Source organism: Chelativorans alearensis (assembly GCF_010993735.1).
Classification (GTDB): domain Bacteria; phylum Pseudomonadota; class Alphaproteobacteria; order Rhizobiales; family Rhizobiaceae; genus Chelativorans; species Chelativorans alearense.
This window is the reverse complement of record NZ_WQNI01000015.1, coordinates 91,268-113,455: the sequence shown is the minus strand read 5'-3', so window position 1 is coordinate 113,455 and position 22,188 is coordinate 91,268. Positions and strand designations below refer to the sequence as shown.

Here is a 22,188-nt window from a genome sequence, read left to right as displayed (position 1 = left end):
GGAAGCCCGACGGGATGGTGTCGGTGATCGTGATCCCGTCCGTCCGCGAGCCGGCATGGTTGGTCACCCGGATGGTGAACGGCGCCTGCTCGCCGCGCCGGATTTGGCGCAGATTGGCGATCTTGGCCACCGAGATGTCGCTCTCCGCGAAGGGCAGGTCCAGGAGCGTCCCGCTGCCTTCCGATTCCACCGGCGTGCCGGTGACTTCATCGCCGTTGGCGTAGCCGATCGCCGTCGCCCGGTTCTCGACGCCGTCTTCAACGCCCGAGCCGCTGTCGATGTCGGCCTGCGTCAGGACGTAGGTGGCCTCGAAGACCATCTCCTCGTCCGGCTCCAGTGTCGCCGAGGGCGGATCGAAAGCCGACAGCTCGCCGCCGCCCGCCTGGCCGTCGAAGGTGGGGCCGGCATCCTCCGGCACCACGTCGGCAAGCGGCACGTTGCCCGTGTTCGTCACCGTGAAGCGGTAGCGGATCGTGTCGCCAGGGTTGGCAAAGCCGTTCTCATCGGTATCCTCGTAAGCCCCGGTCTTGATCAGCTCGAGGCCCGTCACCTGCGACGGCACCACCGCGCAATCGTCCGAGGGGCATTCGGGATCCGGTTCGCCCGGCTCCTTGATCATGTTGGCGATCTCCGTGGTCCCTTCGGGCAGGGGGTCGACCACGGCGGCCGCCACCGTCAGCACCAGGGTGCCCGGGGCGGAGCCGTCATGGGGAGGCACGGAAAGCCCCGTCCAGTCCACGACGCCGCCGCCGGGATTGCCGCCCGTGTGGGCGCCGCCATTGTCGGCCGACGCGAAGACGGTGTTGTCGTCGAGCAGGTCCTGGATGGCGTAGCTGTCCCTCGCGCCGCCGTAGTTGGTGAGCGTGATCTGGTAGGTCAGCGTCTCGCCCGGCTCGGCAACGCCGTCCGTCGCGCCGTCCTCGTCGATCAGTTCCTTCAGCCGTGCGACCCGCCCGGCAGCCGGAACCTCGACGCATTGGTCGGGCGTGACCCTGCAGTCCACGATCTCGCCGGGCTCGTAGACGACATTGCTGACACTGGTCACGCCGTCGGAGATCGGATCGTCGACCTGCAGTTGAACCGTCAGCACCAGCTCGCCCGGATTCGTCCCGTCGTGCGCCGGGACGGTGAGACCCGTCCAAGTGATCAGATCGCCGTCGTCATTGCCGCCGTCGGCATCCACCACCGTCAGGTTGTCGTCGTAGTCGTCGATCAGCCCGTAATTGGCGCGCGCGGTGTCGGTGGCGTTGGTGAGCGTGATCTCGTAGGTGAGGGTCTCGCCCGGCTCGGCAGCGCCGTCGAGGTCCCCGCTCTCGTCCACCAGCTGCTTGCTCTTTGTGACCAGCGGCACCGTGTTCGTGTCCGTGCTCGTGTCGTTGCCCGGATCCGGGTCCGGCACGTCGGGCGGGTTGGTGACGGTCGCCGTGTTGACGAGGTCACCCTCGAAGTCCAGCGGCACGGTCATGGTCAGCGTGAAGGTGACGGAGCTATCCGCCGGCAGGTTCACCGGCACGTCGGCGATGGCGCCCGTGCCGCTCGCCTCGCTGCACACAGCGCCATTCACCGGGCTGCCGCAGGTCCAGGTGGCGTCGGTGATGCCGTCGGGAAGCGGGTCGCTCACCCGTGTGCCCGCCACGCCGAACGGGCCGTTGTTCGAGACGACGATCGTGTAGACGACGTCCTCACCCGCCGTGTAGTTCTCGCTGCCGTCGTCTTTGGCGATCTCGACATCGGCCGGGAAGCTGAGCGCCGTGGTGGCGCATTTGGCGCCGTCGTTCTGGCCGGAGCCCTGCAGATCGGAGATCAGCGTCCCCTGACCCGTCGCCACGTCGAACCGGTAGAAGCCGCCAACGTTGTTGCTGCCGAAGACGCCGTTGGAGGCCCCGAACATGCCGCCGAAAACATTCTGGGTCACGCCGGTGTTGCCGATCGTGTCGACGAAGCCCGTCGTCGGGTCGATGGTAACGAGCAGGCCAGTGCCGGTGACGCTGTAGAGCAGCCCGTTGTGCCAGGCGAGGTCCGGACCATGGGTGGCGGCCCCGCTCAGCGGGACGGAAGTTGCCGTCCGCGTCGTGACATCGACGGTATAGAGCCTCCCGGCGGTCGCCGAATAGAATGTTCCGTCCGGACCGAACTCACCGGTAACGCTGCCGTTGGGAAAGCCCGCGATCGGGCCGAGCACCTGCACGCCGCCGTCGCTGCCGACGCGCGCCAATTGTGGCGGTGTCGTGTTCAGCTCGAGCCCGTAGATGTAGTTGTCCACGGGGTTCATCGCGATGCCGTTGTACTGGTTCGACGAGGCCGGCCCCACCGGATTGACGATGAAGGGGTTCGACGAGGAGTCGAACACGAACAGCTGCGTCGGAATGTTCTGCGCCAGGTACATGGTCGGCGTACAGGAGCCGAAGGACGGCGAATCGTCGTTGGTGATCGTGCAGACGGCGCTTTCGCCGTTGGCCAGCGTCAGTGAATTGCCGTCCACCGCCGCTCCTCCGTCGACCGAACAGCTGTATTCGGAAGAGGCATAGCCAAGGACATCGGTGGATTCGCTGAGCGTGTATGTGCCCGCCGGGACCGAAGCATCGGTGACGGCGGGATCCCCCATCACGCCTTCGATGGTCACCGGGCCATCCGCGCTCAGGGTGAAGTCGGTCGCCGTGGCGGTGCCGCCTTCGTTATTTATGACGGTCTTCTGCAACGTGAGCGTCGGCTGACAGAGCGCGGTCGACTGGATCTGCGCCATGAACGCCGTCGCACCGGGCCCGGACTTTATGTGGACGACGATGGTGTTGAGGCCCGTCTGCCAAGCGCCGGTCATGGAGCCGTCTGCTCCATTGGCGCCCGTGAATCCGGCATAGAAATAGGGATCGGCGCCATAGTCCGAACTGACGTTCTGGGCTACCCCGTTTACCCAGACTTCGAACACAGAGTTATCGGCGAAGAAAGACATCTGCAGGTCCAGCGTCGACGGGTCGACGGCAGGATCGAGGTCGAACTCGTAGCGATAGAAGGCGTCGTAGTTATCGCCGGCGGTGGGGTTGATGGCAGTCGCGTTATGGGAGACCCAGTTTGCATTGCCAAAGGGCGAGGTCGTGTAGACGGCAGGCGGATTGTCCACGACAATGGCGTCGGCATACGTCAGACCTCCTGGCGGTGGGCCTGTCACGTCCGTGGTCGTCAGGGCGACGTCCCAGTTGGCGTCCGTGCCCGTTGTGAGCATCCCGCCGGTCGAGGCATCGTATGCCGTGTTGAAAATCGCCCCGTCCGTCGTGCAGGCGACAGTGGGAGTTGCCTGGGCACGAGCCTCTTGCGTGGTGCCGAGAGAAAGCCAAAACGCCAGAATGAAAAGACCGGCGAGGGTGTTCCGCATGAGATGGGGAGCATGCCGGAGCAAGGGTTCAGGCCACCGTGTTGCCACCCCATCGGAGCCTGCCAAGCGATTACAGCAGGCGGCACGACGTGCTGTGGCGAAGAACAAGACAAGCTTGTGCATGGACGACCCCTCGTATGCGAAGAGTCCAGGTGCAGGTCATTTCTCCTTTGCGCAATTAAACCCTGCGCTGCCCAAGCATCGCGTTGGATTCCCCTCAGAATCCAACGCACAGCATCAATGCTTTGGCAGAAGCTGCCCGACCCGGACAATTCCGATACTGTCAGGAGGGCATAGTTTTTGGAGGCGGTATTTCAGGGAATTCGGGTTTTTTCAGAAAACGCCGAAAATAGTTATACATACATATGCAATGTTGCAAATTGGACACAAAGCTCTCATGGAGCTCGCCGTTCTCTCGGAGAAATAGTAAACGAGTGTGGTGTTTTGCTGCGGAAGATTCTTATAAAGCTTGAAAAGACTATCGCTGCTTTCGCATCCTTGCTGGCGTGATTCGCTTGTGGCTCCGCATAGCGGAGGTCAGGTGGCTCTGGCTGGAAAAGCCGCTCAAATAGGCCACCTCGGCGATGGTCATGTTCGTTTCGAGGAGCAGCTTTTCGGCGAAGGCCAGGCGCCTGTTGACCAGGTACTGGTGCGGCGGCTGGCCGAAGGTTTTGGAGAAGGCGTGGATGAAATGGCCGGGCGACAATTCGCACACGGCGGCAAGCTCGATCACCGACAGCTTACGGGTGAAGTGCTCGTCCAGATATTCCTGCACGCGTTTGGCGGCGTAGTCTGACAACCCGCCCTTCGGCGGTGCCGGACGCATGCTGACGCTGGAATAGCTGCGAAGAACGTGAATGCCGAGGAGGATGATGAGGGACTCGACGTAGGCCTCGTTCGGCGGCTCGCCCCGCGCCAGCTCCGCTTTCAGCAGCTCCGCCATATGCAGGGCCTGTGGATCGACCTTTCCCTTGGACGGCCGGAGCTCGGCGCTTCCCGTATCCAGCGCCTTTATCGCGAGTTCGTGCAGGCTTTCCGGCTTCCAGGCGACGAGCAGTTCCTCCCTGGCCGCCGACCAGCCCAATTCGACCTCCACGTCGGCGGGGATGACTGTCAATGCACCGGTGTACGCGTCGTATCTGTGCTGTTCGCCGCCACCGAACCTCGTCGTTGTCCCGGGCGAGCACGCCAGCACCACCGTGGCCACGTGATTCCTGGTGAGGAACGTTTGCGAGCCCGGCGGACGGATGGCGTGGGCGACCGCGCCCTTGGTGGTAACCAGCCGCGGACCGGCGTTTTCTGGAATGATGTCCAGTATCCGGCGGCCGCCCATGGGTTGATCCGTTCCCGGGCGGCGAGGAGGTGGACCGTTAAGCTCGTCAAGCATCGGCGGCCGGCGGAAGAGTTGCGCCGAGGATAACTGCTGCATGGGCCGTTCGTCCGGTATCGAAAATGCCTGCATTCATGCTTTGGAGCCCCCTTGTTTCAGAAGAGCGTGCAAACACTCAAAACTGGCCCGCATTCCAGATATCGACGCTGCAGGCAACGCGCTTGACGCGGAGAGATTAGGCAGATTTCCAAGGGAAGTGCTGCGGGTTCGGACTCTTGGCCGGCCGGCTTTTCCCTGCCACTCGCCGCCCCGATATAATCGCGCAGCCAATTGCAAGCCTCGCAGCGCCGGCAGAACAGCCCATGGTGCGTGGCGCTGCGCTGGAGGATGAAGTCGGTTCAAGCATGGATGGCCCCCTCGAATGTGCAGTCACCGGTGGCGGGGTGCCCCTCGATTTGCGCCGCTCAAGCATTTTACCGGTCCTCCGCACGGAGCCGGCACACACGCATCAATGCTTCAGCGTAAACCCCTCAAGCACCGGATAACCCAGTGCGTATAGGGAGACATAGTTCACATAGACAGTATTTCAGGAAATTCTGATTTTTTCAAAAACCAATGAAAACCATCCATAGTGCAAAGTTCCGCAGCATATCTCCCAACATTCCCTCCGCACCGGCCACTGGTGGTAGAACTATGCGCAAACGAGGATGAAGCCCTCTCTGAGAATTCTCCTAAAAACCGATAAATGTTAGCCATCATCCGCATCCTTACCGAGGTGATTCACGAGCGCGGATGTCCGCTGCCCCCCAAATTGTCAGCCTTTGTGTAGGTTGGGCTATTTCTGTCGCCATCGCAATAATGGTATTCTGATATAGTTTACCGTGGCTTATGGTGGGCAATCCCTGCAACCTTGCGCTGTAGCCGGGGGTGGTGCTTGCGAGCCGATGTTGCTCGATCATGCCGATTTTTGGTCATGTGATCCCGGCCGGTGCACTTGAAATGAAGCTCTGCCTGTGACAGAACCGTACCGTACGGTACTGATAAGGGCGCACCCCATTGACCGAAGCCGAGCAAGACCGCCTGACGCCGCGCCAGCGCGCCGTGCTGGAGCGTGCGCTGGAATTACTCGTTGCGGGCGGCGAGCGGGCACTGACGACCGCTGGCGTGGCACGGGCGGCGAGCTGCTCAAAGGAAAGCCTCTATAAATGGTTCGGTGACCGCGACGGGCTCATGGCCGCCATGATCGCCTATCAGGCGAGCAAGGTGCGCGGCTTTGCCGACGATGGCGGGCCGATGGACCGGGAGCGTTTTCGTGCGCATCTCGTCGGCTTTGCGCAGGACCTGCTCGAGGTGCTGGGCGGCGATGTATCGCTGGCGCTCAACCGGCTGGCCATCGGCCAGGCGAGTCGCGAGAAAAGCCGGCTCGGCCAGCTTCTCGTCGCCCAGGGGCGGCGGCGCGTCGACCAGAGCGCGCGTGCGTTGCTTGAGGCCGGCAGGAAGCGCGGCTTCATCCATTATACCGATGCCGACGAAGCGTATCGCACGCTCTACGGGCTCATCGTGCGCGACCTCCATGTGCGCATGCTGCTCGGCGAGGAGGGTGCACGCCGGCCGGAGAAAATCGCCGCGCTTGCCGAGCGGGCGGTGAAGCAGTTCTTCGCGCTCTACGGGGCGCGGCAGAAGGAGAGGGCGGAAACGGCATGAAGCCGGCACCGCCTGAGCAGACACAAGGAAGGAAACGACAAATGCGGGTCTATTACGATCGCGATGCCGATCTCAATCTCATCAAATCGAAGAAGGTCGCCATCATCGGCTATGGTAGCCAGGGCAGGGCGCATGCGCTGAACCTCAAGGATTCGGGCGCCAAGGACGTGGCGGTGGCACTGCGCGCCGGTTCGGCGACCGCCAAGAAGGCGGAGGCCGATGGCTTCAAGGTGATGACGGTGGCGGAGGCCGCCGGCTGGGCCGACCTGATGATGATGGCCACTCCCGACGAGTTGCAGGCCGGCATCTACAACGCCGAGATCGCCCCCAACATTCGCGACGGGGCGGCCATCGCCTTCGCCCATGGCCTCAACGTGCATTTCGGCCTCATCGAGCCGAAGAAGACTGTCGACGTCTTGATGGTCGCACCCAAGGGGCCGGGCCACACGGTGCGCGGCGAGTATCAGAAGGGCGGCGGCGTGCCGTGCCTGGTGGCCGTTCATCAGGATGCCTCCGGCAACGCGCTCGATCTCGGTCTCTCCTATGCCTGCGGCGTCGGCGGTGGGCGCTCCGGCATCATCGAGACCACCTTCCGCGAGGAATGCGAGACCGATCTTTTCGGCGAGCAGGTGGTGCTGTGCGGCGGTCTGGTGGAACTCATCCGCGCTGGCTTCGAGACGCTGGTGGAGGCGGGCTATGCGCCCGAGATGGCCTATTTCGAGTGCCTGCACGAGGTGAAGCTGATCGTCGACCTCATCTACGAGGGCGGCATCGCCAATATGAACTACTCGATCTCCAACACCGCCGAATGGGGTGAATACGTCTCCGGCCCGCGCATCATCACCGCCGAGACCAAAGCGGAGATGAAGCGCATCCTCGCCGACATCCAGTCCGGCAGGTTCACCTCCGAGTGGATGCAGGAGTGGCACTCGGGCGCGGCCCGCTTCAAGGCGACGCGGCGTTTGAACGATTCGCACCAGATCGAGGAGGTGGGCGAGAAGTTGCGCGGCATGATGCCGTGGATCGCCAAGAACAAGCTGGTGGACAAGCAGAAGAACTGAGCGAGCCGGTTCCTGCAATCAAAAGCGGCGGCACTGGGTCAGCGCCGCCGCTTTTTCGTGCTTATATCGCCAATCAATACATATAGGGCGAGACGCATGTCCTGCGCGGGCCGTTATACGGCTGGAAGGAATTGTCCCACTCCCGGTATGAGCGGTAGCGGCTATAGCACCACTGCACATGGGCCGAGGTGGTTCTGTAGGCCGTACGCGGCTGCACGTAGCGCGGCCGCACGTAGCGCGGGGCATAGACCGGCGGACGCGTATAGTAGGGCGGCGGCCCGTAGCGGAAACCGCCGGTGCCGAACTCGAAGTAGATGCCGCTGCGCGGCCTGCGGTGGCGCCAATGGCGGCTGCTGCGGTAGCTGCGGCGCCAATCGCGATGGTACCGGCGGTCGTGGACCTTGAACAATCCGCCGCTGTCCGTTGCCTCGACGGCCTTCACCGTATTCGCGGTCGCCCCACCTAGCGAAAAGGCCGAGGCCCCTGCCGACGGCATCGCAACGGCAAGGCCGAGCGCGACCAGGCCGGAAAAAACAAGGCTGGGGAGAATGTGTCTCATTTGGTACTCCGATCTTCCTGATACTGCCACGCCCCCCGGTCATTTTCTGATGAACGCATTATCCCATCATCACCATGAACGCTGGATGAACGCAAAAGTTGCGTTTTTTGACCCTTGTTTTTCCATGTCCAGCGGGCAAAAGTGCTGCTCATGTCGGTCCGGATCGCCACGTTCAACGTCGAGAACCTTATGAACCGGTTCGACTTTTCCGGTTTCCGAAATGAATTGAATCAGGACCGGGCGCTGGCGCTCTTCAAGATTAAGGACGAGGCAGAATATCAGGCGCTGGAGCGGGCGCGTGCCATCGCCCATACGGACGATACGCGACAGCTTACCGCGCTCGCCATCGCCGCCGCCCACGCCGACATATTGTGCCTGCAGGAAGTCGATAACCTGGATGCCCTGAAGGCCTTCGAATACGGCTATCTGTTCAAGATGATCGGCAGGGGATACCAGGAGAAGTACTCCTCCGCCGGTAACGACATGCGCGGCATCGACATCGCGGTGATGATGCGCCGCGAGACCGCGCATGGCGAACCCATCGAATTCGTCCGCACGACCACCCACGCCCATCTCACTTACGAGGATTTCGGCCTTTTCACGCCTGATCTGGAAGCGATCGGCATCGCTCCGCACGAGCGCATTTTCCGCCGCGACTGCCTGGAGGTGGATGTGCGCGTCGGCGGGAAACCCCTGACGCTCTACATCGTCCATTTCAAGGCCATGGCCCCGCCGCGCAATGGCAAGGACGGCCGCCAAGCCTCAATGCCCGTCCGCATCGCCGAGGCGGCCGCCGTGCGCCGTATCATCGAGGAGCGTTTCGGTGCCGGAAAGACGGGCGAAAAGCGCTGGGTGATCTGCGGCGATCTTAACGACTACCGCGAGCGCGTCATTGTCGGCGGCGACGTCCTCAATGGCTATACTTTCGAGCCGGCGCGGGAAGCGCAGTCCAGCATCAATGTGCTGACGGAGGGCGGCTTCTGTGAAAACGCCGTAGAGCGGCGGCCGGAGATGGACCGTTGGACCCTTTACCACACGCGCGGACCGGAGGAGCGGCATCTGTGCCAGCTCGATTATCTAATGCTTTCGCCGGCATTGGCGCGGGCGAATGCGCGCGCCGTGCCCGACATCGTGCGCGCCGGCCAGCCCTGGCGTACCATCTTTCCCCCGGGCCAGGAGGTGGAGCGTTTTCCGCGTACGGGTTGGGACCGGCCGAAGGCCTCCGATCATTGTCCGGTGGCGATGACGCTCGATCTTGTCTGAGGCCGGCCGAAAAAGCTTATAGTGGCGCTTCGTCCTTGCAGGTTCGGTTTGCCCAATGGGAAGGAAAGTGCGTGGACAAAAGGTGGCTTCGATGAGTGCCCGGCGATACCAGATCTATGACGTGTTCACGCAGCAGAGGCTTGCGGGGAACCCGCTCGCCATCGTGCTCGACGCGGAAGGGCTCGACGACCCTACGATGCAGAAGATCGCAGGCGAGTTCAACCTGTCGGAGACGGTCTTCGTCGGCCCGCCGGAAAACCCGGTACACACGGCGCGCATACGCATCTTCACGCCCCGGCAGGAGCTTCCCTTCGCCGGCCATCCCACCGTCGGCGCGGCCATCGCGCTGTCGCAGCAGGGCGATATCGGGCGTGGCGAGCGCACCTTGATCGTCGTTCTCGAGGAGAATGTCGGGCCGGTGCGCTGCGCGGTTTCCACCGGCAATGGGGCGGCCTTCGCCGAGTTCGACCTGCCGCGGCTTCCAGAGCCTGTCGCCTTCGACGTGCCGTCCGAGGTGGTGGCGGCCGCATTGGGTCTCTCGCATCACGAGATCGGCTTCGAGAACCATGTCATCAGTGCCTGGTCGGCCGGGGTGCCGTACGTCTGCGTGCCGGTCGCCAACCTCAAGGCGGCGGGCAGGGCACGGCTTGACGCCGGCCTGTGGGAGGAGCTTGCGCCTGGCGGGGGCGCCGTCTTGGGTGACCCTTACGTCTATTGCCGCGAGACGGTGAACCACGATTGCGCCTTCCACGCCCGCATGTTCGCACCTGGCGCCGGCATTCCGGAGGACCCCGCGACCGGCTCGGCCGCCGCCGCCTTTGCCGGCGCGGTGGTTATTTATGACGAGCCGGTGGACGGCACCCACCGCCACTGGATCGAGCAGGGTATCGAGATGGGCCGCCCCTCGCGCATCCGGCTGGAGATCGAAGTGGCCGGCCGGGCGATCGAGGCGGCGCGTATCGGCGGGGCGGCGGTGAAAGTGGCGGAAGGCAGCCTTTCCCTTTGAAACTGCCATCCCGGCGCCCCATATCGAGGCCGGCGCGCCGGGCAGACGGCCTTTCCGCGTACCGGCATTCAACGGGCTTGCAAGCCCACGCCAAACACGCTAATGAGCCCGGCATTCGCAAGGCGGCTGCCGATGACTCTCCTCGGTCTGGACGGTTCGAGGAAGAGTGGGGCTGCCGGCGCGGTTGGGTGATTAGCTCAGTTGGTAGAGCAGCTGACTCTTAATCAGCGGGTCACAGGTTCGAGCCCTGTATCACCCACCAAACTCCCTTCGGGGCCAATCTTTCCCTTTCTTTTGGCATAGTCTCGGCCCCTCGGGAACCGCTGACGCTGCGCGCCGTTTCCCCCGCAAGGTTCATGAGAAGGAGGTTGCCATGGCGCGCTGCGAAGTTTGCGGAAACGAGTACGACAAGGCCTTCAAGGTCGAGATGGCTGGCGAGACCCATATCTTCGACAGTTTCGAGTGCGCCATCCACGCCTTGGCCCCGCTGTGTTCCCATTGCGGCTGCCGTGTCGTCGGCCATGGCGTGGAGAAGGGTGGTGTGATCTTCTGCTGCGCCCACTGCGCCGCTCAGGAGGGTGTGGAGGAACTGAAGGACAGGGCTTCCTAACGTCCCTCTTCGTCGGGCGTATGGGTGAGCGGGTCGTGGCGGGTAGGACCCTTCAAGATGCCGCGCGGGCCCGCGCGGGGGAAGGTGCCGCTGTCGTCCTCGACCACACGGTACAGCCTATCGTCGCGGAACGCGCTGGCGAAGCTGGTCGATACGCCGTCGCCGGGTTTGGCCGGGATGTCGAGGAAATCGACTTCCGCCTCCGCCGCGATAATGCGCGCGTCGGCGGCCGAGCGCGCGCGCACGATCACTTCCCCCGCCGGTTCCGCCAGATCCCAGTTGGGGTCTGTCTCGGCCGCATCCGGTATCAGCCGGTAAATCCTCAGTGCCTCGTCGGCCATCTGTGTGCCTCCGGTGCCGCCCGTTGCTTGAACACGTAAGGGGGCAGGGCGGTTCCCACGCTTCGGCTTACCGCCGTTCCCGCCCTGTCGACGGTGCCACGATTTTTTTTGATCTTTTTTTTTCTCCAGGGGGAACCTTTGCATGCTTTGCGCGTTTGGGGGTCGACGGCACGCACTCCCCCCGCCCCCCCAACCCCACAATTGCGTGCCGGGTGCCGGCGTCTGCGCCGGCATTTTTTTGTCCAGCGTTTGCAGTCAGGTGGAACCACCTGACGTACGCATAATGCGGAAAAGCAGGAAGATGGAGCACCGCGCGTTAAGCGGCGGGGATCTCAGTAATCTTTCTCGTAGAAGATGCCGATGCTCTCGCCATCGGTGCCGACCGCGCCGCGTGCCTTCAGGTCTTCGGTGATGTCGAGATTGATGGTGCCGCGCGTGGTGCCGCCGGAGCCGGTCTCCACACCGAGATAGACGTTTTCCTGGATGTAGCGGCCGGCGCGCACGCCCACATTGCCATCCCCGTCGGTGATCACGTCGAGTTCGTCGAGGCCGGTCGCGCCTCTGAGCGAGCCTAGAAGGGAGGTCTCGGCGCCACCGGCAAGCTCGGCCGCCGCCGCGGCAAGCTGGGCAAGCTGCAGGGGCGACAGCTCGTTCACGCTGCGGTTGAAGATGAGGCGCGCCAGCACCTCGTCCTCCGGCAGCTCCGGCTGTGAGGAAAAGCGGATCGCAAGGTCGGAGACCCGGCCCCTGACGGTGATGAAGACCGTGATGTCACGACGCTCCGAGCGGGCGACGAAGTCGAGCTGCGGGTCGAGGTCGCCTATCAGGCTCACCGTACCTTCGTCGAAGGTGATGCGCTGGGCGAGGATGGACAACCGCCCGCGGATGAGCTGGAAGCCGCCGATGGGCTGCACGGAAGTAATCGGCCCCGTCAGCCGCACCGAGCCTCCGAGCTCCGCGTCGAGCCCGCGTCCGCGCACGAAAATGCGCGTCGGCGCGTCAACGGTTACGTCCAGGCGCAGCACGCTCGGCCGGCCGCTGGGCACGGGCGTGCCGTCGTCGGCGCGCGCCCGGTGCAGGGTCTGACGTACCGCCGGCGGTGGATCGGCATGTTGAACGTCGATCTCGGCAACGCTGCCGCCGAAATGCTCCGGAACGGCGATCTCGACGCGGCTCAAGGTGACGTTGCCGGAAAGCAGGGGATCGCGGGTGAGCGGCCCACTGAGCGTCAGCGCCGCGCTCGCGGTGGCCGTCACCAATTCGCCATCCGTATAGCGTGCCTCGTCGAGGCGGATGGCGAGATCGGCGGGAAAGCCGGCCGCGGCGCTGGTCGAGACCGTGCCCGAGAGGGAGACCGTGCCGCCGCCGGCAAACGCCGCCGAAGCGGAGCGGATGGCAACGGTGTCGCCGCTGATGCCGGCCTCAACGCGGATGGAGTTCAGCCGCAGATTGGTCATCGGGTCGATGGCGGCGGCATCCGCGATCGACACCGTTCCCCGGATCGCCGGATTGGCGAGGCTGCCGCCGACATGCGCTTCGACGATAGCGGTCCCCCTCAACTGCGCGCCACGGTCGGCAAGGAGGCGGTTTGCAAGCGTCAGAGGGATGTTTCCGCGAGCGTCCACGGCCAACCCGCTTCCTGAGAGCGGGACGCGGCCGTTGGCGGAGACGGAAAGGCCGGCCGGGCCGGTGGCCGTCACCTCGCCGAGCGTCACCACGCCTTGGGCGAAGCGGCCGGAGGCGGCGACATTGAGGGGGACTGCGCCGAAGGCGGCGAGAGCCCGGGCGGTGAAGGCGCCGGTGCGCAAGTCGAAATTGGCCCGTGGGTCGGCGAGGCTCCCCGTCACGCGGGCCGAGCCGGTGAGCGTGCCACCAAGATCCTGGTTGGGCATCCGCGCGTTGAGAAGCGAGAGAGGAAAGGCCTGAAGCTCGGCATCGAGCGCCAGCGCGCCCTCGCCAAGCGGCACATCGCCGGCAAGCGTGGCCCTCAAGCCTCCGGGGCTCATCACCTGGGCGTCGACTGTCAGGATTTCGTTGCGGGTCGTGCCGGTGGCATCGACGCTGAGCGAGGCGACGCCGGCCTGGCGAAGGGCTGCGGCGACGATGTTGCGCCCGGTGAGCGTGAAGGAGGCCTGGGGCGCTTCGCGCGTGCCGGAGATGGTGGCTTGCCCGTTCAGCGTTCCGCCGAGCGCCAGGTCGGGGCGGACGGTGTTGGCGATGGAAAGCGGCACGGCGTCGAGCGACAGCGCCACGTCGAGCGCCCGGCCGATCTCGCCCTCGGCCGTGACCCGACCGCCGGCGACGTCGATCTCCACGGGCTCGAAGGCGACAGTGTCGCCGCGGACGCTGAGCGATGCCGGCCGCAGAAGGCGTGCCGATATATCGCCTTGGATGAGAGAGGCTTCTTCGAGCGAGACCGTATAGCCGCCATCCTGCGGCTCAAGTCCGCCGCGGGCGGCGATATCCGTGCCGTTGGCGAGTGCTGCCTCAGCTGAAAAGGCGGTAGCCCCGCCGCTGGTTTCTGCGGTGGCGTTGAGCCTGGCCACGTCGATGCCGGCGACGGCAAGGTCCGCGGCCGCGACCGTTCCTTCGACTGCCGGCACGCCGAAAAGGTCGGCGACAGTTGCCTTAATGTCGGCGCTTTGCAGCGACAGCTGTTCGGCCACGATGTTGCGCAGCGTGGCGTTGAGCGCGAGATACTGCTCGCCCTCCCGCGGTTCCAGCGAGAGCGCGGCCTCGGCGGCACCGCTCGCCTCAGTCAGGAATAAGGCGGCAGCGGTTGAGATGTTGGCGGCATCAAGGTCAAGTTCACCGGTAAGGAGCCCGTCGCTCCCCTGGGCGACGTCGCCCGTCAGCCGCGCGCCGCCGGCGGTGAAGTCGATGCCGCTCAGTCGGCGCTCTCCCTCCGCAAGCGCCACCTCCGTTTGCAGGTTCGCGCGCATGCCGTCGAGGAAGGCCTCGCCCGTGATGCGCCCGGAGAGCGCTTGATCCTCAAGCGTTCCTTCAAAACCGATCACCGCTTCCGTGAGCTGCTTGTCGAGGAGCCGGCCGTTCGGGACCTGGGCGCGAAGGGAGAGGGCGAGTTCGCCGGCGCTGCCCGTGGCACGGCCGTTGGCCGTCAAGCGGCCCGCGGCACGGTCGTTGATAAGCGCGAGATCGGCGACGGCGCCGTTGAAGCGGAAATCGGCCTCTTCGGTGGCGAAGGTGCCGTCCGCCGTCAGCTCGATCTGCTCGTTTGCGACGCGGAAGTTGTCCGCCGTGAAGCCCTCCGTGCTGCGCCCCAGCCGGCCGGTCATGCGGGTCAAGCCGCCAAGCAATGCGTCGGCGGCGGGGATGCCGATGCGAAGCTCGTTCGCCCGGCTGTCGAGCGTGAGGTCGAAGGCGCCGCTGATAGGCCGTACCTCGCCGCTCGCCGAAAGATCGAGGCTGCCGCCGAGCTCCCGTCCGGCAAGGCCGGAGAAGGGGGCGATGTTTGCCGCCTCCAGGCCGATGTCGCCGCGGAAAGCGAGGTCGGAGACTTCACCGGACAGCGTGGCCGCGAAGCTGTGCCCGGCAAGCCGGGCGGCGGCAAGCGAAAGCGGCTGGCCAGCGCGCCAGGCGCCGTTGGCGCTGAGCCGGATGGTTTGGCCGAGGGCTTCGGCGATGTCGGCGCGGTCTGCGACGATGCCCTCCAGCGCGCCCTGCAGGTCGAAGGTGATCCGGCGCTCGGCGGGTTCGGAAAGGTTGGCGGCCTCGCCGCCAATGGTGAGGTTGGTGTTCCCGGCAGCGAAGCCGCCACTCTGCAGGTCGTCGATGTCGAGCACTGCCTGCCAGTCCTCGCCCGTCTCGCCGTAGCTGGCGGTCAGCCTTACCGAGCGGACGAATGACTGGCCGCCGCTTACCGGCAGCAAAACCCGCTCGCCCTGCGGGTCGGCGATGCCGGCATCGAGCGAAAGCCTGGTCAGGAAGCCATCGCTCGCCGTCTCGGCGGAGGCTTCGACTTCCAGGGCGGCGCTGGAGAGGCTGAAGGTTTCGAGCGACAGGCCGCCGCCGCTTCTGGCGACGCCCGAGGCCTGCAGTGTGGTCTCGTCGCCGAAGAAGGCGCGGAAGCGGGCAGGGACCAGCCTGACGATGGGGCCGCCGACATCGACCGTGAAGCCGATACCTTCCTGCTGTTCGCGGAATTGGGCCACGCCGGAAAGGGCGGGTTGCCCGGCGGCAGCGAGCGAAAGCGACAGGTCGAGATTCTCCACCGGGCCGGCGCCGGCCAGCGTAAGGGAGAGCGGCGGGCGGCCCTCGATGTTGAGCACGTTGGCCACGACGCCGTTCTGCGGTTCCACCAACGCCAGGTCGAGATTGAGCTCGCCCGTGTCGTTGGCATAAGCCGCCGTCAGCGAAAGGTGTCCGCCGGGGCCGTCCAGGCGCTCGATCTCGAGCGCCGTGTCGAGCGAGCCTCCTTCCAACCGCAGCCGGCCTTCGGTGGATATGACGGATTCGAGGCCAAAGACATCCCTGCCGAAGGAGATATTGGGAACTTCGAGCTGCGCGAGATTGATGGCAATCGGCAGCTCCGGAACGGCAAAGGAGCGTGCCTCGGGCGACGGCAGGCCTTCGGCGGGCAGCGGGCGGCGGGTGACCTCTATGGAGTCGGCGGCAAGCCGCCCGATCTCCAGCCGCTGACGCAGGATGAGGGCGGTGCGGCTCCATTCTATGGAGGCGTTTTCTATGCGCAGCCACACGCCCTCGCGGTCGGCGATGGTAATTTCGGCAATGGAAGCTTGGGAGGAAAGGGCGCCCTGGATACCGCGGATGCGGATGCGGCGATTGGACGTGGAAATCCGGTTCTCGATGAAGGAGAGGAAGAGCGAGCGCTCCTCGTCCGGGCTTTGCGCAGCATCCTGCGCGGCTGCCGGAAGGGCCGCGAGAAAAAGGAGAAGGGCGAGCAGAAGCCGGGTCAAAACGCCTGTCCTATTCCAACGTAAAGAGCTGCGCTTGGGTCGTCCGGTCCCCGATCCAACGGTACGGCGACGTCGAGCCGGATGGGGCCGAAACCGGTCTGATAGCGCAAGCCCGCGCCGACGCCGATGCGCAGGTCTTCGGAGAAATCGGGGAAGGCCTCGGCGCCAACATAACCCGCGTCGACGAAGCCGACGACCCCGATATTTTGCGTCACGCGCACGCGCAGTTCGGCCGAGCCTTCGATGAGCGAGCGGCCGCCGGCAACGCCGTCCGGCACTGCAACGCCGATGCTGCGGTAGGCATAGCCGCGCACGGAACCGCCGCCGCCGGCGAAGAACAGCTTGTCCGGCGGCGTTTCGATGACCGGCGGGTCGAGCAGCGCCCCCACCTTGGCGCGGCCGGCCACGACGAAGCGGCTCTCCGAATCGATGCTGTAATAGGCGCGCGCTTCGGCAATGATGCGGGCGGCGGCGTTGCCGTAGTTGAACTCGTAATAGGGCTCCAGCGTGAGCTCGGTGAAGAAGCCGCTCGTGGCGTCGGTCGGGTTGTCGCGCGTGTCGTAGGTGATACCGCCCAGAAAGCCGGCGGTAACAAAGTCGCGGGTTCCGAAATCGTCCTCGAATTGGGCATAACCACCTGTGGCGAAAAGACGGGCCGACAATTCGTCCGAGAAACGGTGCGCAAAACCGATCTCGCCAGAAACGCCGGTGCGCGTATAGGTGTCGAGCACCTCGCGGTCGCCGAAGACGGAGGCGATGAAATCCGTATCAGGCGTGTAGATGCCGGGCTTGGTGAAGGTGGCGCCGACGCGATAGGTGAGCTCCGCCGGATCGATGGTCTCGCCGATGCCGGCGACCTTGCCCTCTATGCGCAGGCGCTCGGCGCGGCCAAACAGGTTGCGGTGCAGCCAGAAGGCTTCCAGCCCGAAGCCGTCGACGGTGGAGTAGGAGCCGCCGACGCCGAAGCGGCGCGGCAGGCGTTCCTGCACGGTCACCTGGATGGGCAGGCTTCCGCCGGGCCCGATCTCCTCGGCCTCCTCGATGCGCGCGGCGCGGAAGACCTCGAGCCGGGTGAGGCGCTCGCTCGCCTTCTTCAGGTCGTCCGGGTCGTACTCGGTGCCGGGCGTGATTCCCGTCTGACGGGCGACGAAGGCGGCGTCTATGCGCTCCGTGCCGCTGACGGAGACCGGGCCGAAGACGGCGTGCGCGCCTGGGTCGACGACGAGCGTGGCGTTGATGGTCTGCGTGTTATGGGCGGCGACGATGCGGCGTTCGACAATGTCCGACTTGGCGTAGCCCTGCTGCCGCCATGCCTCCACGGCCAGGTGTCCGGCACGGATGATGGTGGTGCTTGGGGCGGGCTCGCCGGCGCGGAAGCCTTCATGCGCGGGGTCGGCTACCACGTCTTTTCTGTTGCTTGCCGGCGGCGCCTGGTTGACGATCCTGGCGTCCGCGAAATGGAAGAGGGGACCGGGAGTGACGGCGATGCGCACTCTAGCGGGGCTTGCAAATTCGGCGTCGGGCTGAAGATCGTCGACCTCGCGGCCGTCGATGGTGATGGAGATGGTGCCGCCATAACGCGCCTGGGCATAGAGTGCATCCAAGAGCCTGCGGTAGTCGCCACGCGCCCTGACGAGGAGGCCGGCCGCACCCGACGCCGGCTTCTCCCGCTCGGCCCACAGCTTCGAGGTGCCCTTCAGCGCCTTTTCGATGTCGTCCCTGTCGCCGGCGACGATGAACTCCACCTCGTAGGGCTGCGGCGTGCCGATGACGTCTTCTTCTTCGCCGGCATCCTGGCGCTCGAAAAGCCGCAGGCCGAAAATCTCCAGCGCTGCCGCCGGAAAGGGTACAGCAACGAGCACGGCGCAAAGCGCGGCCGTGCACGGGCGCAGAATGCGTCGAGCCTCGGCGGTGCGGTTCCCCAAATTCCCTCCCGGCGGCCTAACACGGAACGAGCCGCCTTCTCGAATATCCGTCCGCCGCGCCGGTGCGACCTGTGATCGCGCGCAGGGTTGGCCTCAAAAGCCCCGCCCCGGCAATGACCTAGCCTAGTATGCAGGGCTTGTCCAACCGGTCCAATAAGACATTTTTACGGTTCCTGGGAGAGCTGTGATAGCTAACGGACAATTCGCGACAGGAACGATGCTCGGTCGCCCGGCGTTGCGCCAGCGGCGTTGCACGGTGGGCAAACCCCGCAAACGCCCTTATCCTTCCGGCGTGGCTGACGGGCGAACAGGGACAAGCGATGGCTGAGGTACCCAAGGAAAAAACAACCCAACGGCGCGGAAGCCCGCGCCGCGCATCCACCGCGAAACCTACAACGCGCGGCCGCTCCGGCGCACTGCAAGACCGGGGCCGGCCGGTCTACCTGATCGACGGCGCGCGCACGCCCTTTCTGCGGGCGCGCGGCAAGCCCGGCCCATTCACGCCGGTCGACCTTGCCGTGCAATGCGGCCGGCCGCTGCTTGCGCGCCAGCCTTTCGCGGCCGAGGAGTTCGATTTCGTCATCCTCGGCTGCGTGAATGTCATCGCCGACGAGATGAACCCGGCGCGGGTGGCCGCCCTCCGGCTCGGAATGGGCGAGGCCACGCGGGCGTTCAGCGTGCAGATCAACTGCGGCTCGGGCATGCTGTCCATCGACAACGGTTTCCGGCTTATCGAGGCCGGCAAGGCCGACCTCATCCTTGCCGGTGGTGCGGAGGCACTGTCGTATGCGCCGCTGGTGCTGTCGAGTAAGGCCACGGCCTGGTTCGGCCGCTTCGCGATGGCCAAGACGCCGTGGGAGCGGGCGGCGGCCATCGGCGCCTTCCGGCCGGATATGGCAAAGCCCGTCATCGGCCTCGAACGGGGGCTGACGGACCCCGTCACCGACCTTGGCATGGGCCAGACGGCGGAGGTCATCGGCCATACCTTCGGCATTGCGCGCGAGGCGGCGGATGCCTACGCGCTGGAGAGCCATCAGAGGCTGGCACGGGCGCAGGCGGAGGGTCATCTCAAAGGTGAGGTCATCGCCTCGGTCGCCCGCGACGGCACGCTTTACGACCATGACGACGGCGTGCGTCCCGACACGTCACTGGAAAAGCTGGCCAAGCTCAAGCCGGCGTTCGAGAAGCCCTACGGCGAGGTCACACCCGGTAATTCCTCGCAGATCACCGATGGCGCCAGCTGGGTGGTGCTGGCGTCGGAAGAGGCGGTGAAGAAGCATAAGCTTGAGCCGCTGGCGCGCATCGTCGACAGCGAGTGGGCGGCCCTCGATCCCTCGATCATGGGGCTCGGGCCGACATTGTGCTGCACCGCCCTGACCGAGCGACGGGGACTTGCGCGCGAGGATATCGACCTTTGGGAACTCAACGAGGCCTTCGCCGCGCAGGTGCTTGCCTGCCTCGCAGCCTGGGAAGACGAGGAATACTGCCGCAAGGTACTGGGCCTTGATGCGCCCTACGGCGCTATCCCCCGCGACCGGCTCAACGTCGACGGCGGCGCGATCAGCCTCGGCCATCCCGTTGGCACGAGTGGAAACCGCATCGTGCTGCACCTCGTCAACGCCATGCGGCGCCTCGGTCTCAAGCGCGGCATGGCCACCGAGTGTATCGGCGGCGGGCAGGGCGGTGCCATGCTTGTGGAGGTGGTGTGATGGCTGTCTCGAAGAGCGTCTGGAAGGTACTGGAGCCGCGCAACATGGAGCTTGGGCCGCGCGAGGGGAACAAGGCACTCACCCATTGGCGCTATGCCAAGGACGGGGACGGCATCGTCTGGCTCCTGCTCGACCGGGCCGGGGAGAGCGCCAACACGTTGTCGGAAGCCGTGATGAGCGAACTCGACACGGTGCTCGCCGAGGTGCAGAGCTCGGGCGCTAAGGGTCTCGTCATCCGCTCGGCCAAGGAGGGCGGTTTCATCGCCGGCGCCGACATCCGCGACTTTCGAGATGTGAGGGATGCGGGCGAGGTGGAGGCGCGCATGCGCCGGGCGCACGAGATCATCGACCGGCTGGCGGGCTTGCCGATGCCGACCGTCGTCGTCGTCCACGGCCATTGCCTGGGCGGCGGGCTGGAGCTGGCGCTCGCCTGCAAGCACCGCATCGCCGTCTCCGGTGCCAGTTTTGGCTTCCCCGAAATCCTGCTCGGCCTGCATCCGGGCCTTGGCGGCACCTTCCGCCTGCCGGCGCTGATCGACCCCATTGAGGCGATGACCATGATGCTGACGGGCCGCACCGTGCACACCAAGAAGGCGAAAGCCCTCGGGCTGGTCGACGCGGTGGTGGAAGAGCGGCATGTGAAGAACGCCGTCCGTGCCGCGGTGGCGGGCGAAATGAAGCCTTCGCGTCCCGGCCTGAAGGGCGGCGTGTTCGGCTTCGGCGCGGCACGCCGCATGGCGGCAAAGCGCATGCGCGCGGAGGCTGAGAAGAAGGCGCCGAAGAAGCACTATCCGGCACCATACCGCCTTATCGGCCTGTGGGAAGAGCACGGCGGCGACAGCCGCGCCATGCAGAAGGCGGAGATACGCTCCTTCTCCGAGCTTCTCGCCAGTGAGACCGCACAGAACCTGATGCGCGTCTTTTTCCTGCGCGAGGGGCTGAAGCGGCACGGCAGGGGGGAAAGCGGTATTCGACGGGTACATGTCATCGGTGCCGGCACGATGGGTGGCGACATCGCCGCCTGGTGCGCGGCGCGCGGGTTCACCGTCAGCCTGACGGACCTCGATCCCAAGGCCATCGCCGGCGCTGTCGGGCGTGCCGCGGCCTTCTACGACAAAGGGCTTCATTCCACCCTCGACCGGCGCGATGCGCTCGACCGTTTGATGCCGGATTTCGAGGGCGACGGCATCGCCAAGGCGGATCTGGTGATCGAGGCGGTGGCGGAGAAAGCGGAGGTGAAGCGCAAAGTCTTCGAGGCCATTGCGCCGCGCATGAAGAAAGATGCCATTCTCGCTACCAACACCTCCAGCATCCCGCTTGAGACGCTGCGTGAAGGCTTGCCGTTCCCCGACTGGTTCCTCGGTCTGCATTTCTTCAATCCGGTCACGCGCATGGAGCTTGTCGAGGTCGTCGCCCATGATCAGGCAAACGAAAAGGCCTTGGCGCGGGCGCGCGCCTTCTGCGGCGCCATTTCCCGCCTGCCGGCGCCGGTCAAAAGCGCGCCGGGTTTCCTCGTCAACCGTGTGCTGACGCCGTATCTCGTGGAAGCCCTCACGATGTTCGACGAGGGCGTGCCCAAGGAGACGATCGACAAGGCGGCGAAGGATTTCGGCATGCCGATGGGACCGATCGAGCTTGCCGACCGGGTGGGTCTCGACATCTGTCTGGAGGTGGCGCGCATGCTGAAGGAACGCCTGAACGACCCGATGCCGGAGGTGCCGGACTGGCTGGTAAAGAAGGTGGAAGCGGGCGAGACGGGACGCAAAGCGGGCAAGGGGCTTTATGCCTATGACGAGAAGGGCAGGCCGAAGGGCGAGGAGGTGAAGGTGGCAGACGGCGGGGAGGCGCCGCGGGCCGATGCCGAGATGGCAGACCGGCTGGTGTTGCCCATGCTCAACACGCTGGTGCGCTGCCTGCGCGAAGGTGTCGTGGCGGACGAGGAGACGGTCGACGAGGCGATGATCTTCGCCACCGGTTTCGCGCCGTTCCGCGGCGGCCCACTCCATTATGCGCGCAAGCGCGGGGTGGAGGAGGTTGTGGCGGCGCTGCGGCAACTGGAGGAGAAGCACGGGGTACGGTTTGCGCCCGACGCGGGATGGGACATGCTGAAGGCGTAACGTTCAGGCGCAACCTGGAACCTTTGTGCGCGTCGTCCGCTTTATGCAGGAACAGCAAAGGAGGCGACGATGCCTGCAAAGTCCAAGGCGCAGCAGAAGGCGGCCGGCGCCGCCTTGGCGGCCAAGCGCGGCGAAATGCCCAAATCCAAGCTCAAGGGCGCATCGCGCGATATGGAAAAATCCATGAGCGAGAAACAGTTGGAAGAGCTTGCTGAGACGAAGCGGAAGAAGCTGGCCGACAAGAAGAGCTGACGCC

The 22,188-nt window shown here is 65.3% G+C and carries 14 protein-coding genes and 1 tRNA gene; 9 read left to right on the top strand and 6 right to left on the bottom strand.

Annotation, left to right across the window (positions count from 1 at the left end; genetic code table 11):
• Together GPJ75_RS22125 and GPJ75_RS22120 are read right to left on the bottom strand one after the other, a co-directional pair.
• Positions 1-3,370 (bottom strand): DUF6923 family protein (locus tag GPJ75_RS22125; protein ID WP_163271411.1); only part of this gene is annotated, 3,370 nt, incomplete at its 3' end.
• 478 nt (positions 3,371-3,848) lie between these two features.
• On the bottom strand, positions 3,849-4,799 hold the full coding sequence (locus GPJ75_RS22120) for a helix-turn-helix domain-containing protein (protein WP_205602611.1): 951 nt from the start codon (positions 4,797-4,799) through the stop codon (positions 3,849-3,851).
• A 957-nt stretch (positions 4,800-5,756) separates the two neighbouring features.
• Between GPJ75_RS22120 and GPJ75_RS22115 the strand changes: the two genes are divergently transcribed.
• Together GPJ75_RS22115 and ilvC are read left to right on the top strand one after the other, a co-directional pair.
• Positions 5,757-6,404 (top strand): TetR/AcrR family transcriptional regulator, encoded by a 648-nt coding sequence (locus GPJ75_RS22115; protein ID WP_163271407.1) that lies wholly within the window; start codon positions 5,757-5,759, stop codon positions 6,402-6,404.
• Positions 6,405-6,445: 41 nt separating this feature from the next.
• A complete protein-coding gene (gene ilvC / locus GPJ75_RS22110; protein ID WP_163271405.1) occupies positions 6,446-7,465 on the top strand; it encodes a ketol-acid reductoisomerase in 1,020 nt (339 codons plus the stop codon).
• A 73-nt stretch (positions 7,466-7,538) separates the two neighbouring features.
• Here ilvC and GPJ75_RS22105 read toward each other — a convergent pair whose 3' ends face one another.
• Positions 7,539-8,024 carry a BA14K family protein gene (locus GPJ75_RS22105; protein ID WP_163271403.1) on the bottom strand — a complete coding sequence of 162 codons (486 nt, stop codon included), beginning with the start codon at positions 8,022-8,024 and terminating at the stop codon, positions 7,539-7,541.
• Positions 8,025-8,174: 150 nt separating this feature from the next.
• Between GPJ75_RS22105 and GPJ75_RS22100 the strand changes: the two genes are divergently transcribed.
• The 4 genes from GPJ75_RS22100 to GPJ75_RS22085 all read left to right on the top strand — a co-directional run bounded on the left by GPJ75_RS22100 (position 8,175) and on the right by GPJ75_RS22085 (position 10,903).
• Positions 8,175-9,287 (top strand): endonuclease/exonuclease/phosphatase family protein, encoded by a 1,113-nt coding sequence (locus GPJ75_RS22100; protein ID WP_163271401.1) that lies wholly within the window; start codon positions 8,175-8,177, stop codon positions 9,285-9,287.
• Positions 9,288-9,378: 91 nt separating this feature from the next.
• Positions 9,379-10,293 carry a PhzF family phenazine biosynthesis protein gene (locus GPJ75_RS22095; protein WP_163271399.1) on the top strand — a complete coding sequence of 305 codons (915 nt, stop codon included), beginning with the start codon at positions 9,379-9,381 and terminating at the stop codon, positions 10,291-10,293.
• Between the two features lie 186 nt (positions 10,294-10,479).
• A tRNA-Lys gene (locus tag GPJ75_RS22090) sits at positions 10,480-10,555 on the top strand.
• A gap of 111 nt (positions 10,556-10,666) precedes the next feature.
• Entirely contained in the window at positions 10,667-10,903 is a 237-nt protein-coding gene (locus GPJ75_RS22085) for a hypothetical protein (RefSeq protein WP_163271397.1), read from the top strand.
• On the opposite strand, the gene GPJ75_RS22080 is transcribed toward GPJ75_RS22085, so the two are convergent.
• The 3 genes from GPJ75_RS22080 to GPJ75_RS22070 form a co-directional block, all read right to left on the bottom strand.
• Positions 10,900-11,244, bottom strand: a complete 345-nt coding sequence (locus GPJ75_RS22080) for a hypothetical protein (protein WP_163271395.1) — start codon at positions 11,242-11,244, stop codon at positions 10,900-10,902. The two genes, GPJ75_RS22085 and GPJ75_RS22080, sit on opposite strands and share 4 nt — an antisense overlap.
• A 332-nt stretch (positions 11,245-11,576) precedes the next feature.
• Positions 11,577-16,181 carry a translocation/assembly module TamB domain-containing protein gene (locus tag GPJ75_RS22075; protein ID WP_163271393.1) on the bottom strand — a complete coding sequence of 1,535 codons (4,605 nt, stop codon included), beginning with the start codon at positions 16,179-16,181 and terminating at the stop codon, positions 11,577-11,579.
• Positions 16,178-18,106 (bottom strand): autotransporter assembly complex protein TamA, encoded by a 1,929-nt coding sequence (locus tag GPJ75_RS22070; RefSeq protein WP_246249204.1) that lies wholly within the window; start codon positions 18,104-18,106, stop codon positions 16,178-16,180. The genes GPJ75_RS22075 and GPJ75_RS22070 overlap by 4 nt, the downstream gene beginning before the upstream one ends.
• A 320-nt stretch (positions 18,107-18,426) precedes the next feature.
• On the opposite strand from GPJ75_RS22070, the gene GPJ75_RS22065 reads away from it, so the two are divergent.
• From GPJ75_RS22065 to GPJ75_RS22055, 3 genes are all read left to right on the top strand, one after another.
• A complete protein-coding gene (locus GPJ75_RS22065) occupies positions 18,427-19,815 on the top strand; it encodes an acetyl-CoA C-acetyltransferase (RefSeq protein WP_163271391.1) in 1,389 nt (462 codons plus the stop codon).
• On the top strand, positions 19,815-21,932 hold the full coding sequence (locus GPJ75_RS22060) for a 3-hydroxyacyl-CoA dehydrogenase NAD-binding domain-containing protein (RefSeq protein WP_163271389.1): 2,118 nt from the start codon (positions 19,815-19,817) through the stop codon (positions 21,930-21,932). Before GPJ75_RS22065 ends, GPJ75_RS22060 begins: the two co-directional genes overlap by 1 nt.
• Before the next feature lie 69 nt (positions 21,933-22,001).
• Complete coding sequence (locus GPJ75_RS22055) at positions 22,002-22,184, top strand: DUF3008 family protein (RefSeq protein ID WP_163271387.1); 183 nt, start codon at positions 22,002-22,004, stop codon at positions 22,182-22,184.
• Positions 22,185-22,188: the final 4 nt, after the last annotated feature.

Excerpts from the sequence above, each read along its gene's own strand:
- GPJ75_RS22120 (WP_205602611.1), bottom strand. The coding sequence starts at position 4,799 with ATGCAGCAGTTATCCTCGGCGCAACTCTTCCGCCGGCCGCCGATGCTT.
- ilvC (WP_163271405.1), top strand. The coding sequence starts at position 6,446 with ATGCGGGTCTATTACGATCGCGATGCCGATCTCAATCTCATCAAATCG.
- GPJ75_RS22105 (WP_163271403.1), bottom strand. The coding sequence starts at position 8,024 with ATGAGACACATTCTCCCCAGCCTTGTTTTTTCCGGCCTGGTCGCGCTC.
- GPJ75_RS22100 (WP_163271401.1), top strand. The coding sequence starts at position 8,175 with ATGTCGGTCCGGATCGCCACGTTCAACGTCGAGAACCTTATGAACCGG.
- GPJ75_RS22095 (WP_163271399.1), top strand. The coding sequence starts at position 9,379 with ATGAGTGCCCGGCGATACCAGATCTATGACGTGTTCACGCAGCAGAGG.
- GPJ75_RS22085 (WP_163271397.1), top strand. The coding sequence starts at position 10,667 with ATGGCGCGCTGCGAAGTTTGCGGAAACGAGTACGACAAGGCCTTCAAG.
- GPJ75_RS22080 (WP_163271395.1), bottom strand. The coding sequence starts at position 11,244 with ATGGCCGACGAGGCACTGAGGATTTACCGGCTGATACCGGATGCGGCC.
- GPJ75_RS22065 (WP_163271391.1), top strand. The coding sequence starts at position 18,427 with ATGGCTGAGGTACCCAAGGAAAAAACAACCCAACGGCGCGGAAGCCCG.
- GPJ75_RS22060 (WP_163271389.1), top strand. The coding sequence starts at position 19,815 with ATGGCTGTCTCGAAGAGCGTCTGGAAGGTACTGGAGCCGCGCAACATG.
- GPJ75_RS22055 (WP_163271387.1), top strand. The coding sequence starts at position 22,002 with ATGCCTGCAAAGTCCAAGGCGCAGCAGAAGGCGGCCGGCGCCGCCTTG.